Source organism: Amycolatopsis australiensis, assembly GCF_900119165.1.
Classification (GTDB): domain Bacteria; phylum Actinomycetota; class Actinomycetes; order Mycobacteriales; family Pseudonocardiaceae; genus Amycolatopsis; species Amycolatopsis australiensis.
Genome location: NZ_FPJG01000006.1, coordinates 7,320,165 through 7,333,728, shown reverse-complemented (window position 1 = coordinate 7,333,728; position 13,564 = coordinate 7,320,165). Strand labels below are relative to the sequence as shown.

Below are 13,564 nucleotides of genomic sequence, written 5' to 3'. Positions count from 1 at the left end.
TGGTTCGCTCACCACATGAGTGATGACGCAACGATCGCCCTGGTGACGGGGGCGAACAAGGGCATCGGGCGAGCCGTCGCGGGCCAGCTCGCGAGGCTCGGCATGACGGTGGTGGTCGGCGCCCGAGACCCGGAGAAGGGCGCCGAGGCAGTGGCCGAGATCAACGCGGCGGGTGGTACCGCGCACCCGATCGGCCTCGACGTGACCGACCAACGCGGGGTGAACGCGGCGGCCGAGCAGATCGCCGAGCGGTTCGGCCGACTGGACGTCCTGGTCAACAACGCCGGCATCTCCGGCGACCTCGGGGCGCAGGCGCCGGGCTCCGCGCACCTCGACGAGCTGCGGGCGGTGTTCGAGACGAACCTGTTCGGGGTCGTCACCGTGACCGAGGCGATGCTCCCGCTGCTGCGTCGTTCGCCGGCGGCGCGGATCGTGAACGTCTCCAGCGGAACCTCCTCGATGACCTGGACGACCGATGCCACCCACTACCTGAGCCGGCTGCCGGGGGCGCTGGCCTACCCGGTGTCGAAGACCGCGCTGAACATGCTCACCGTGCAGTACGCCAAGGCCCTCTCGGGCGACGGGATCCTGGTGAACGCGATCGCACCCGGCGCCTGTGACACCGACTTCACCAAGAGTGTGGCCGGCCAGCTGTCCCGGACAGCGGAGGACGGCGCCGCGATCGTGGTGCGGCTGGCCACCCTCGGCCGCGAGTGCCCGACTGGTGGCTTCTTCGACGACAACGGCAGGCTGCCCTGGTGAGCGGGTCGGAACGCAGGACGACGGGTGCCCTGAGGGGCAGGGCAGCGCTGGTCACCGGTGGCTCACGCGGAATCGGCGCGGCGGTCGTGCGGCGTCTCGCCGCCGACGGGGCAGCGGTGGCCGTCAACTACCGGATCCAGGCCGAACGGCTCGCCGCCGAGATCGACACCGCTGGCGGCCACGCCATCACCGTGCAGGGTGATGTGGCCGTGGCCGAGGAGATCCACCAGGTCGTCGAGACGGCCGCCGGGGACTCGGCGGGCTCGACATCCTCGTCAGCAACGCCGGGATCGAGCACTTCGGCGGCCTGGCCGAGCTGACCTCCGAGGACTTCGACCGCGTGTTCCACACCAATGTCCGCGGCCAGCTGCCGGCGGCCCAGAGCGCAGTGCGCCACATGGGCGCCGGCGGCCGTGCGGTGCTGACCTCCTCGATCAGCGCCCGCCGCGTCTTCGAGCGGCACACCCGGTACTCGGCGTCCAAGGCCGCCGTCGAGGCGGTGGTGCTCAACCTCGCCGCGGAGCTGGGACGCCGTGGCATCACGATCAAGGCGATCGCCCCGGGCGCGGTCACGACCGACATGTCCGCTTCCGCCGAGGCCGACTACTTCCCCGGCGCCGACCTCGCCGCGATCAAGGGCAGCGATCACCCGAGGTCATCCCTGTCGGGCGTTCCCCCAGCCCGCCGAGGTAGCGGCTGCTGTCGTGTTCCTCGTCTCCGAGGACGTCTCGTACGTCACCGGCAGAACCCTGGCCCGTCGACGGCGGCCTGCGCTGACAGGACTCATAAGGTGTCCGGCGAACGGGGCCGAGATCATTTTCGATTACGGGGTTGAAGGCCGTGCGCCGCGTCGCCTTTGGACATTCGTTTGCCGTCAAATGCTGACTGGGGTGATGGATTCGCCCAGCCACCGCGCGATGGCCACCATTCGGGCGTCGGTGCCGTGAGCCGGGGTGCAACGCAAGTTCGTGTCTCCCAACGACTTCATCGATCTGGCCGAGGTCGAGCAACGCCTTGCCGACTTCGAGTCGCGCTACAACACCACGGCGCGGCCGTTCCGGTGGAAGCTCACCCGCGGTGACCTGCGTGACCTGCTCACGCGCATCGATCGACACGAACAACGGGAGGCTGCCATCGACCTTCCGTCTGCTGCGTGATCAATCCCCCGAAGAACTTGCAGATCCAGACCACTTAGCCGGAACCGCGGCCGTCAGTTCACCGTGGACGGTTCGCCGGTGACGTCAGTCCCGGTGTGGCGGTCAGGCCGGGCGGCTCGGCGCGGTACAGCCGCGGCGCCGTAGATCAGCCGGAACTCTTCGGGGTGCCCGACCGCCCGGTGCCGGAACGCTTCGCCGACCGCCGGCACCCGGCCGACGGGATCGTCGGCCGGGTGCCGCGTCGCGGGGAGGGTTACGCGGTGCAGGTGACGGCCGGTGCGCCGTCACTGCCGGTCCAGCTGCCGAGCACCCCGAACTTGGTGCTGCCGCCGGCGGCGATGCTGCCGTTGTAGGTCTCGTTGGTCACGGTGTACGGACTCGCCGTGCCGGTGGCCCGGCCGTCCCAGACCTGGCTGATCCGCTGGCCGTCCGGGAAGGCGAGCGTCACCGTCCAGCCGCTGGTGGCGGTGCTGCCGTTGTTGGTCACCGTGACTTCACCCTGGAAGCCGCCGGACCACTCGTTGACCCTGGTGTAGCTCGCCGCGCAGCCGCCGCCCGGGTTGGCCGGCGTGCTCGTCGTGGTCGACGTACCGGGCGGCGGGGAAGTGGCGCTGCCGGTCGGGGCTGAGCACGCCGGGACCGGTGTCGTGTTGTCGCCGTTCTTGTAGAGGGTGATGCCGAAGCTGTTGCCGGAGCCGTTCGGCCGGGCGGTCAGCGTGCCCGTGGTGCCGGTCACCGTGGCGCCCCAGCTGTTCTGCAGGCTCTGGCCGCCGCTCAGCGGGATCGTGACGGTCCAGTCGTTGCTGCCGGTGACGTCGAGGTGCACGTTGAAGCGGTCCGACCAGTCCTCGGCGCGGGTGGCGGTGACGGTGCACCCGCCGGATCCGCCGCCCGGCGGCGTCGACGTCGTGGTCGGCGGCGTGGTCGTGCTCCCGCCGCCGCCGGCGGTGACGGTGATGTTGGAGCTGCCGCTGCTCTGGTAGCCCTCGGTCGCGAGGATCTCGTAGTTCGGGGTGCCGAGGTTCAGGCCGATGTTCTTCCAGGCGTTGAAGATGTTCGACACGGTGATCGTGCCGCCGGTGCGCTTGGCCTGGCGGATGGCCCAGTACTGGTCGAACGTGGCTGTGCCGATGATGGACGGCTGGTTGTAGCGGGTCGTCCGGTACAGGTCGTAGGTGCTGCCGTCGGTGGTGACCGAGCCCAGCCTGGTGGCGCCCGTGCTGGGGTTGTAGGTGCCGTAGTTGTCGACGATGTAGTACTCGACGAGCGGGTTCGTGGTCCAGCCGTAGAGGGACAGGTAGCAGTTGCCGTTGCAGTTCCACGAGCCCGAGTAGGTCACGCTCTGGCTGGTGCCGGGGTTCCAGCCGGTGCCGGCGACGACGTTCTGCGCGCCGGAGTTCCAGGTCAGGCTGTAGTTGCTGCCGGATCCCAGCGTCATCGTGGCGCCGCCGGCCTGCTCCCAGAAAGAGTAGAAGTAGCCGTTGTTGGTCCCGGTGGAATTGGACGTGACAACGGTGTCGGCGGTGGCGGTGCCGGGAATGACCGCGGTGAAGACGGCCACGGCGGCGGCACAGGCGAGGCCGACGAGCAGCCGGACTCGGCCACGCCTGCGCCCGGCGGACCGGACGGGTGCGTCGTTCATGGTGCGCATTCCTTCTCGTCGAGGGAGGGGGATCTCCGTCCCAAAGCTTTCGTCCGGGCCTCGGCGAGGGTCAAGAAGTTTCGGAGCAATTTCGGAGGTGGCGGGAATGGGAAAACGGGCCTGGTGCGCCGCTGCGGCGACGTTGGCGGTTCGGCCCGGTGGGCCTCGGGTAAACGCTCCACAAAGGACGGTTATGCGGTGGCCGGCCCGGCGCGGTCGAGTCGGCCGGCGAGGCGACTCGATGCACGTTGCCCGGAGTGATTCCGACGGAACGACCCGCGGCTGCGAAAATGCGCGAGGCACGGAAGGCGGGCCGCACAATGGGCATGACTCCTCGGGAAGACCAGAACCGGCGGCTGCTACGCGCCCGGGACGCCATGGACCGGGCCTTCGCCGAACCGCTCGACGTGGCCGCGCTCGCCCGGGTCGCGCCGATGTCCGCCACCCACTTCACCGGGAATTCCGGGCCACGTTCGGCGAGACGCCGCACCGCTACCTGCGACGGCGGCGGATCGAGCGGGCCGCCAAGGGCGTCGAGTTCACCGAGACGCCGACCCGGCAGCCGTACGGCATCGACTGCACCCTCCGGGACCCCTTCGGCAACCACATCCGCATCATCCAACCGGTCGACGGGCCGGTGGAGATCACCGGCGCCGACCGGGAAACCGGACCGCCGAGGCGTGACCGCGGGAGCCGCTCCTACTGCTGGACCACGAACGAAGCGACGACCGGCGCGTGGTCGGAGCCGGACTTGCTGACGTGCGTGGACGGATCGTCGGTCACCGACGGAAGGTCGTGGCCGTGGCGCACATGCACCTCCGGCAACGGCTCGACCAGCGCATGACTGACGAAGATGTGGTCGATCAGCTCACGCCGGCCGTTGTTGATCCGGGAGTACCGCTCGTCCGCCGGGATGAGCTGGGCGAGGTTCCAGAGGCGCCAGCGGTCGCCCGCGTCCGGGCGGTCGAAGCCCGTCGTGCCGATCTCGGACCCGGGTGGGCCGGCCAGGATCTGCGTCGTCGCCGCGGTCGCCTCGTCGTTGAGGTCGCCCAGCACGATGATCCGCTCCGCGTCGCTCGGCTTGAGGTACGTCGTGGCCAGATCGCGGACGGCCGTCGCTTCCGCCGTCCGGCGGTAGAGCGCGTAGGCGGCGTAACGGGCACGTTCGTCTTCGCCGTGGGGGACGAACCGGCCGCCGGGGTACGACAGCAGCTTGGACTTCAGGTGGCACGTGATCAGGGTGAACGTGCGGCCGGGCGCGACCGCCACGGTCGCCACCAGCGCCCCGCGGCCGAGCTGGTCGCTGCGCGCCGCGGGCGGGTCGGCGACCTGGACCGGCGCCAGCTCGGGTGGCAGCGTCGCGCTGTCGGCGACCACCTCGAGCCGGAGCCGGGACAGGAAGCCGACCCGGATTCCGCGGACGTCCGGGTGCTGGGACACCGCGGTCTGCCACTGCCCCGGCAGCAGCGCGGCCAGCTCCTCGAGCGCGGCGGGGTCGCCGACCTCCTGGACGGCCAGCACGTCGGGATCCACCGTCGTGATGGTGTCGCGCAAGGCTTCGAGCTTGGCCTCGTACGCGGCCTGGTCGGGCGGCCCGTCACCGCCGGGCCGGAACAGGTTCTCCAGGTTCCACGTGCCGATGACGACCATGGCGCCTCCCCGGGGCCTCGGTTCCGGTGACCGGCTGACCCGGCGCGCCGCGTACCGGAGTACTCGCCGGACGTCGGCGCGCAGTTACACGCGTCACCTGAATGCCGTAGCCTCAGCGGGACTCGGCCGGGCCGTAGCCGCCGCCTCCGCCGGATTCGCAGCGCAGGACGTCGCCGCGGCGGACACGCAGGCTGTTCACCTTCAGCATCTCCCTGGCTCCCGGGGTGCCCGGGTTCAGCACCACCCTCGGCGGCGCGCCCGCCTCGCCGCCGAACAGGCCCCACGCCGGCGTCACCGACCGCTCCCACCACAGCGACAGGTCCTGGTCGGCTTCCATCACGTACTCGCGGACCACGCCGTCGCCGCCACGCCAGCGGCCCGCGCCGCCCGAGCCGGTCCGGACGCGGTATTCGTTGACCCGCACCGGATACAGCGTCTCCACCACCTCGATCGGCAGGTCACGCAGGGAACCGTTGACGTTGTTGATCAGCGCCGTCTCGCCGTCGCTGCCCTCCCACGCGCCCCAGCCGCCGACGGTCGCCTCCAGCGTCACGAACGGTTCGCCGGTGCGCGGGTGCTGCCCGGCGAACTGCACGATCATCGAATCGCCGTAACTGGCCGCCGCGACCCGGTCCGGCATCGCCGGCGCGAGTGCGGCCACGACGAGGTCGATGAGCATGCCCAGGCTGGAGTAGTAGTACTGGCACGCCGCCGGCTCCCGCGCGCCGAGCATCGATCCGTCGCGCACCCGGACCTCCAGCGGCGCGAACGAACCGCCGTTGAGGCTCACCTGCGGCGAGATCAGCAGCTTGTAGCCCACCCGGGCGGCCGAAACGGCCTGGGAGCGGCCGCAGTTGACCGGGCCGGTGGCCTGGTCGGCACAGTCGGTGAGGTCGATCGTCATCGACTCGCCCGTGACGATCACCCGCACCCGCACCTTCAACGGCGTGTCCGGGTCGATCGCGTCGTTGTCCAGGTAGCCGGTCGCCTCGTACTCGCCGTCCGGGATCGCCGCGATCCGTTCGCGCTCCAGCCGTTCGGTCTGGGCGAAGATCTGCTCGCGCGCGGCGTCGACGGTTTCCGCGCCGTAGCGGGCGAACAGCTCGCCGAGGCGCCGCACACCCATGCGGGCACAGGCGATCTGCGCGCGCATGTCGCCGAGCGTCACGTACGGGAACCGCACGTTCGTCTCGATCAGCCGCAGGACGTCGGCGCATTCCACGCCACCCGCGACGATCCGCGTGGGCCCCATCCGCAGGCCCTCCTGGTAGATGTTCGTGGAATCCATCGACCCGCCGGGATCCTTGGAGCCCATGTCGATCCAGTGCGCGCGCGAGGTCGCGAAGCCGACCAGGTCGGCGCCGACGAAGATCGGCGCGTAGACCGTGCAATCGTTGAGGTGCGTGCCGCCGATGTAGGAGTCGTTGAGCACCCAGACGTCGCCGGGCTGCCAGACCTCCGCGCCGAACAGCTCCTCGGTGTGGCGCGTGCAGACTTCGAGGTTGCCGAGGAAGATCGGCAGCCCGGACGACTGCCCGAGCACCCGGTGCCGCCGGTCGAGCAGGGCGACCGCGCAGTCCTTGCCCTCGTAGATCGTCGGCGTGTACGACGACCGGATCAGGGTCATGTTCATGTCCTCGGCCGCCTGGATCAGGGCCGAGCGGATGATCTCGGTGGTGACGGGGCTGATGCTCACGCGGGGTCCTCCTGCAGGTGGTCGGCGGCCGCGAGGGTGATGACCAGGAAGCCGTGGTCCTCGACGGCGAGTTCGGCGTCCGGCGGGACGACCGTGGTGGCGGTTTCCTCGTGCACGATGGCCGGCCCGGGCAGCCGGCTGCCCGGCGTGAGCGCGGCCCGCGCCACGATCGTGGTGGGCAGGGCCTTCCCGTCGAACACGACGTCGCGCACGACCGGGTCCGGCTGTCCGGCCACCGTCTCGGCTTCGGCCGCCGCGCGGTCGACGACGCCGTGGCCGGTGGTGCGGATGGCGACGAACTGCACCGGGGCGCCCGGGGTGGCGTGGCCGTAGCGCTGGTGGTGGATTTCGGCGAACCGGGCCTCGATCGCGGACCGGAAACCGGGGCCGTCGACCGCGTCGGAGTCCAGGATCGGCACGGTCAGCGTGTAGTCCTGGCTTTCGTACCGCATGTCGACACCGTGCGTCACCGATCGGCGGTCTTCCGGGATTCCCTGTTCCCGCAACGCTTCCAGCGCCTGGTCGCGCAGCGAGTCGAGGGCGGTGCGCAGGGCGCGGGTGTCGAGCTCGGCGCCGGTGGCGAAGAACTGCAGGGTGAAGTCCCGGCGGACGTCGGCTTCGAGCATGCCCCACGCGGAGAACGCGCCGGGGAACCGCGGCACGATCACCTCGGTGATGCCGATTTCCCTGGCGATGAACGCCGCGTGCATCGGGCCCGCGCCGCCGAAGGCGAGCAGCGCGAACTGGCCCGGCTCCCGGCCGTGCTCGACGGTCAGCGTGCGGATCGCCTGCGCCATCTTCGCGTTGCCGACGTCGCAGATGCCGGACGCCAGTTCGACCGGCGCCATGCCGAGCTGCCCGGCGAGCCTCGCCACGGCGGCGTGCGCGGCGTCGAGGTCGAGGTCCATGCCACCGCCGGCGAAGGACGCCGGATCGACCCGGCCGAGGACGCAGTTCGCGTCGGTGACCGTGGCCTGGGTGCCGCCGCGGCCGTAGCACGCGGGGCCCGGCACGGCGCCCGCCGACTCGGGGCCGACGCGCAGCGCGCCGCCCTCGGCGTAGGCCAGCGAGCCGCCGCCAGCGCCGATCGTGTGCAGGTTGACCAGCGGCATCAGCAGCGGGAAGCCCTCCGCCTCGCCGTCCGGCGAGACGTCGGCCGCGTAGTCCATCACCAGCGAGACGTCGAACGAGGTCCCGCCCATGTCCACGCAGATCAGGTCGGGACGGCCGAGCAGCTTCGCCGCCGCGACCCCGCCCATCGTGCCGCCGACCGGGCCGGACAACAGCGTCTGCAGCGGGTGCCGGCGCGCGAACCCGGCGTTGACCAGGCCGCCGGAGGACTGCATGACGTGCACCGGCACGGGCAGGCCCTTTTCGGCGAACCGCGCCTCGATGCGGTCCAGGTAGCGGTGCACCGACGGGCCGGTGTAGGCCTCCAGCACCGCCGTCGACGTGCGTTCGTACTCCCGCCATTCCGGCGCGACCTCGTGGGAGAGCACGACCAGCACGTCGTCGCCGAGCTCGTCGCGCAGGATCTCGCCGGCCCGGCGCTCGTGCCCGGAATCGAGGTAGGAGAACAGGAAGCACACGGCGACGGCTTCGAAACCCTCCTCGCGCACGCGTTTCGCGACCAGCCGGACCGCGTCCTCGTCGAGGGGTTCGAGTTCGGTGCCGGTGGCGTCGAGCCGGCCGGCCACCTCCGCGACCGCCTCGGGCCCGACGAGCGGCACCGGCTTGCGGTAGTGCAGGTCGAACAGCCGGTTCCGGTTGCCGCGCGCGATCCGGTAGACGTCACCGATCCCTTGCGTGGTCAGGATCAGCACGTTCGCGCCGCGCCGTTCCAGCAGCGCGTTCAGCCCCTGCGTGGTGCCGTGCACGAAGAACTCGATCCCGGCGAACGGCAGGTCGAACCGCTCCAGCGCGCCGAAGACGCCGCGCGCGAGGTCGTCGGGGGTGGTGAGCACCTTGCCCGCGTGCAGCCGGTGCGTCGCGCCGTCGTGGACGACCACGTCGGTGAAGGTGCCGCCGATGTCCATGGCGACCCGGTAGGTCATGGGAACTCCTTGTCGGATGGGGGAAAACCGGTCAGGTGAGCGCGCGGCCCTCGGTCTCGGGCAGCGGCAGGACGGCGAGGAGCGCGACGACGAGGAAGGCCATGATCGAGGCGATGGTGAGCGAGGACGCGACGCCGTGGTCCATCATGGCGCCGATCACCGGCACCGAAACCGTGTTGGCCAGCAGGATCGCCGAGGTGGACCAGGAGTAGCCGACGCCGCGCAGCCCGGTCGGCAGCACTTCGGCCGACCACGTGTTCCAGATGCCCCAGGCGCCGAGGGAGAAGAACGCGAGGATCAGGTTGCCGGCGTACAGCTGCGCGGACCCGGTGGCGAGGCCGAACAGCACGCCGCCGAGCGCCGAGGCGAGCGCGAACAGCAGGAAGATCGGCTTGCGCCCGTGGCGGTGGGTCAGCCACGCGGCGAGCAGGTACCCGGGCACGGACACGACCTGCGTCAGCGCGACGAACCACAGCGCGCCGGACACGCTCAGCCCGCGGTTCTGCAGCAGCACCGGCAGCCAGGTCTGCAGGCCCCAGTAGCCCCAGCTGAACGTGAACGAGGTCAGCAGCATCGGCAGGAACCGCCGCCGCACGGGCGACCGGAAGAGGTTGCGCACCGCGCCCGCCTCGCGGTCGGCGTCTCCGGTGGAGAACGTCGTGCCGGCCGGGATGTCCGCGCCGAACCCGCGCAGGACGGCGGCGGCTTCGGCGTGCCGGCCGCGCCGGGCGAGCCAGTACGGCGACTCGGGCACCCAGCGCAGCACGGCGAAAGCCCACAGCCCGGCCAGCGCGGCGACGACGGCGACGGCGCGCCAGCTGATCGTGCCGAGCGACTGGCTCACCCCGATGCACAGCAGGGTGCCGACGGGGAAGCCGATGCTGAGCGCGACGGCGCCCTGGCCACGGCGGGCGGTGGGCAGCAGTTCGAGGAAGTACGGGAACGTCACCGCGTAGACACCGCCGAAGGCGACCCCGGACAGGAACCGCAGCACGACGAACGGCCAGAACGCGGGCGAAAGCCCGGCGGCCAGCGCGAGCACCGCGTAGAGCAGCAGGCTGGCGACCGTGACGCGGCGGCGGCCGAGCCGGTCGATCAGGCCGCCCCACAGCAGCGCGCCGGGCACCATGCCGAACGCGACCGCGGACAGGGCCCAGCCCAGTTTCGTGTTGTCGACGCCGAAATCGCCGGCGATGCCGGTCGAGACGTAGACCAGCCCGACCTGTTCCCAGGCCTCGACGACGAAGGCGAAGAACAGCACCGAGCCGGCGAGCCAGTGCCGCCGGGTCAGCCGCATGCCGGTGCAGACGTCGCCGACGGTCGGTGCGGTGGTCGCGGTGGGCGGGGCGGGTTCGTGCGGGGCGGCCATGGCGCCTCCAATCATCAAAACGTTTTGATGAGCTTTGCGGCATCAAACCCGCGCGTCGGCGCGGTGTCAAGGCCCCGCCGGGCGATACTGGGCCGATCGGGAGGCGGTGAAAGGGGAGCGACGGTGAACGCGGCGGCGGCCGGGCGGCCGGTGACGATCCGGGAGGTCGCCGAGCGCGCCGGGGTCTCGATCAGCACGGTCTCGCACACGTTTTCCGGGCGGCGGCCCATTTCCGCCGCCACCCGCGCCCGGGTCCGGGAGGCCGCGGCGGAGCTGGGTTACGACCCGAACCCGAGCGCGCGCTCGTTGCGGACCGGCCGGTCCGGCCTGGTGGGGCTGATCCTGCGGCCGCGCTACGCGGTCTCCGGCACGCCCGACCGCGCGGAGACCTTCAACCGGCTGGTCGGCGCGGTCGCGACGGAGGCGCTGCGGCACGGGACCGGGCTGATCCACGTGCCGGACCTGCACGACCCGGCGGTGGCGAGCGTGCCGATGGACGGCTGCATCGTCGCGCACCCGTACGGCGGCGACACGGCCCTGGCCGAGCTGCTGGGCCGTGGCCTGCCGGTGGTGACGGTGGAGGAGGACCCGGACCGGCCGGACCTGCCGTGGGCGGTCCGGCTGGACTACCCACCGGTGGTCGAGGCGCTGCTGGACCACCTGCACGCCCAGGGCGCACGCGAAATCCTGCTGCTGTCCGGCACGGAGGACAACGCGTGGAACCGGCGTCCGCGCGAGACGTACGCGGCGTGGTGCGCGCGCCGCGGTCTGCGGCCGCGGACGGGTTTGCTGAGCGAGGGCCTGAGCATGCCCGACGCGGCAGAGCTGGTGCAGCCGTTGCTGGCGGGACCGGACCGCCCGGACGCGATAGTGGTGGCGACGAGCGACTTCGCGGCACTGATAGCCGAGGTGGCGGCGGCGCGGGGCCTGCGCATCCCGGAGGAGCTGATGCTGGCCGCGCTGACCGACAGCGAGCACGCCCGCGCCGGCCATCCTCCGATCACGGCGATGGACCTGACCCACGAGGCGCTGGCGGAGCGCGCGGTGGAGCTGATGCTGGCCCGCCTGTCGGGCGCGGAAACGCCGGACGGCCCGGTGTTCCTGACCCCGGACTTGCGCCTGCGGGCTTCGACCCGGCGCAAGAGCTGACGCGGGGCGGGGAAGAGAACTCGCAACCTTCCGGACCGTCGAGGTTAACGCCAATAGCATTCGCATTTCGGGCAGGCGGCGCGTCCGCGCCGTATTCGCGTGGTGGCGCGGGCTCAGTACGTGAAACATCTTGACTCGGCACCCGAAGTTTCGTATGAGTGCCCGGTTTACGGACGACCGTGGGATGCGACGAAAGTCGGTAAAAGGCCACCCTGGTTTCGTTACACGCCAAACGTGTGATCCTGCCGACCACGTGCTCCGGCATTGCGGATCCGATGGTGTTCCCACGGCTGTCACGGGAAAATGCACGTGCTTCCGGGTGATCCGTCCGGTTGCCCGGGGAGGCCTTTTTCGCCGTTCCCGCTGTTCTCGCGGTTGCCGGTGATTGTGGTGATGATCCTTTTCCGTCCGCGCTCCGCTTGGCGGGACAGGTACTGCCGAGTAAGGAGTTTGAGGGCCGATACCGGTGGGAAGACTGGGGCGGCAGTATCGCTGCCGGGTTCGCGGAGGGAGCAGGCGCACGTGGTCGTCCGGCCGTTCCGAAATGGCGTTGCCGATGTCGCGACAGCGCGTGTTCGCGAATGCGGATCCGCCGTTGTCCGAATCCCACTATTGGCGGTACTGACGATCACGGTGCACCCGGCAGCGTAAGTGTTCCGACCGGCGGGGGGTCGCCGGGTTGTCAGGGGGCTGGACGGCCGCGGTACGGGTGTGCGCTATTTCCCGTCAACCGCCACGACAAGCTCGGAAGGTTCGCTCGGATGCAGTTCCGGAGAGACGGTCAGGACGACGTGCACAGAAGCTCGCATTTCCGCCCGGTACCGGCGGCGCGGCTGGACGCGCTTCTCGCGCGGCTCGCCCGCCGGTACCGGGTCCCCGGTGCGCAGCTCGCGGTGGCGCAGGGTGACGACGTCACCTTCGCCCAGACCGGTGTCCGGCACCGCGACCGGCCGGAGCCGATGCTGGCCGGCTCCGCGGTGCCCGTCGGTTCCGTCACCAAGCTCGCCACCGCGACACTCGCGATGGTCCTCGTCGCCGACGGCGACCTGGACCTGGACGAGCCGGTGGGCGACGTACTCGGAGCACCCGGGCTGCCCGTGTCCCTGACCACCCGGCGGCTGCTCAGCCACACCAGCGGCCTCCCGTCGGACCCGGCCGAAACCGCCGGTCCGCTGCCGAAAGAACTGCGGTCCGCCGCTCCCGTCTGCCCGCCGGGGACGGCGTTCTCCTACTCCAACCTCGGGTACGCACTGGTCGGCTCGGTGATCGAGGCCGTCACCGGGATGGGCTGGCGCGAGGCGGTCGACGCGGTGGTCCTGCGTCCGCTGAAGATCGACCCCGTCTTCGTCGGCGACACCGCCGTCGTCTCCGGGCACGCCGGGGACCGCCCGGTCGAGCAGGTCCTGCCGCCGATGCTCGACGCCGCCGGGGCGCTCGCGATGAGCGCCACCGACCTGGTCGCGCTGGGCCGGGTCCACCTCGGCAAGCCGGGGCTGCTCGACGTCGTCACCGCGGCCGACATGCACCGGCGCGTCCCGGTCGCCGCGCCGTTCGGCCTCGCCGACGGCTGGGGCCTGGGCATCGCGCACTTCGGCGACGAGGACACCGGCTGGCTCGGCCACGACGGCACGGCCGACGGGACCTCCTGCCACCTGCGGATCGACCAGGCCGGCGCCTGCGTCGTCGCGCTGACCGCCAACGGCACCACCGGCGTGGACCTGTGGCACGCGCTGGCCGGTGAGCTCGGTGAGCTCGGCGTCGAGCTCCCGCCGCGGCCCGGCCGGTCCGCCGCCGCGTCCACGATCCCGTTCCCCGCCGGCGACTTCGGCACCTACCGCAACGGCGCCATCGACTACGCGATCACGCCGGACGAGGGCGGCGCGCGGCTCGTGGTGGACGGCGAGGTCTTCCCCGGACTCGTGCTCCACGCCGATCGCACGTTCACCGTCCGCGACCCGGCGACCGGCCGGGTGACACCCTGCGGCCGCTTCCACGGCGAGCCCGGCGCGGCGACCGCGGTCGAAATCGGCGGGCGGCTGGCCGCGCGCTGCTGACCCGTTCTCCCCCTGTCCTCCCCGCCCGTTC

General features: G+C 71.5%; 11 protein-coding genes and 1 pseudogene. 7 read left to right on the top strand and 5 right to left on the bottom strand.

From position 1 onward, the window contains the following. The first annotated feature begins 15 nt into the window (after window positions 1–15). From BT341_RS34975 to BT341_RS34965, 4 genes are all read left to right on the top strand, one after another. The gene (locus tag BT341_RS34975) at window positions 16–762 is read left to right on the top strand and encodes an SDR family oxidoreductase (protein WP_072480284.1); all 747 of its coding nucleotides are present in this window, start codon (window positions 16–18) and stop codon (window positions 760–762) included. Then, complete coding sequence (locus tag BT341_RS47520; protein ID WP_218177807.1) at window positions 759–1,082, top strand: SDR family NAD(P)-dependent oxidoreductase; 324 nt, start codon at window positions 759–761, stop codon at window positions 1,080–1,082. The genes BT341_RS34975 and BT341_RS47520 overlap by 4 nt, the downstream gene beginning before the upstream one ends. Next, on the top strand, window positions 1,031–1,597 hold the full coding sequence (locus BT341_RS47515) for an SDR family oxidoreductase (protein WP_177329106.1): 567 nt from the start codon (window positions 1,031–1,033) through the stop codon (window positions 1,595–1,597). Before BT341_RS47520 ends, BT341_RS47515 begins: the two co-directional genes overlap by 52 nt. 118 nt (window positions 1,598–1,715) lie before the next feature. Then, entirely contained in the window at window positions 1,716–1,919 is a 204-nt protein-coding gene (locus tag BT341_RS34965; protein ID WP_072480283.1) for a hypothetical protein, read from the top strand. A gap of 253 nt (window positions 1,920–2,172) precedes the next feature. On the opposite strand, the gene BT341_RS34960 is transcribed toward BT341_RS34965, so the two are convergent. Further along, window positions 2,173–3,561: a glycoside hydrolase family 11 protein gene (locus BT341_RS34960; RefSeq protein WP_177328969.1), complete on the bottom strand. Its 1,389-nt coding sequence runs from the start codon at window positions 3,559–3,561 to the stop codon at window positions 2,173–2,175. 326 nt (window positions 3,562–3,887) lie between these two features. Here BT341_RS34960 and BT341_RS47065 point away from each other — a divergent pair. Next, window positions 3,888–4,084, top strand: a pseudogene (locus tag BT341_RS47065) (AraC family transcriptional regulator); the annotation flags it as partial. Between the two features lie 176 nt (window positions 4,085–4,260). Here BT341_RS47065 and BT341_RS34945 read toward each other — a convergent pair. The 4 genes from BT341_RS34945 to BT341_RS34930 all read right to left on the bottom strand — a co-directional run bounded on the left by BT341_RS34945 (window position 4,261) and on the right by BT341_RS34930 (window position 10,330). Further along, on the bottom strand, window positions 4,261–5,211 hold the full coding sequence (locus tag BT341_RS34945) for an endonuclease/exonuclease/phosphatase family protein (protein WP_072480281.1): 951 nt from the start codon (window positions 5,209–5,211) through the stop codon (window positions 4,261–4,263). Between the two features lie 112 nt (window positions 5,212–5,323). Beyond that, a complete protein-coding gene (locus BT341_RS34940; protein WP_072480280.1) occupies window positions 5,324–6,907 on the bottom strand; it encodes a hydantoinase B/oxoprolinase family protein in 1,584 nt (527 codons plus the stop codon). After that, the gene (locus BT341_RS34935) at window positions 6,904–8,961 is read right to left on the bottom strand and encodes a hydantoinase/oxoprolinase family protein (protein ID WP_072480279.1); all 2,058 of its coding nucleotides are present in this window, start codon (window positions 8,959–8,961) and stop codon (window positions 6,904–6,906) included. Before BT341_RS34935 ends, BT341_RS34940 begins: the two co-directional genes overlap by 4 nt. A 31-nt stretch (window positions 8,962–8,992) precedes the next feature. Then, window positions 8,993–10,330, bottom strand: coding sequence for an MFS transporter (locus BT341_RS34930; protein WP_072480278.1), 1,338 nt, complete (start codon window positions 10,328–10,330; stop codon window positions 8,993–8,995). Between the two features lie 123 nt (window positions 10,331–10,453). On the opposite strand from BT341_RS34930, the gene BT341_RS34925 reads away from it, so the two are divergent. Further along, entirely contained in the window at window positions 10,454–11,479 is a 1,026-nt protein-coding gene (locus BT341_RS34925; RefSeq protein ID WP_072480277.1) for a LacI family DNA-binding transcriptional regulator, read from the top strand. A gap of 761 nt (window positions 11,480–12,240) precedes the next feature. Further along, complete coding sequence (locus BT341_RS34920) at window positions 12,241–13,533, top strand: serine hydrolase domain-containing protein (RefSeq protein ID WP_084743111.1); 1,293 nt, start codon at window positions 12,241–12,243, stop codon at window positions 13,531–13,533. Window positions 13,534–13,564 lie beyond the last annotated feature (31 nt).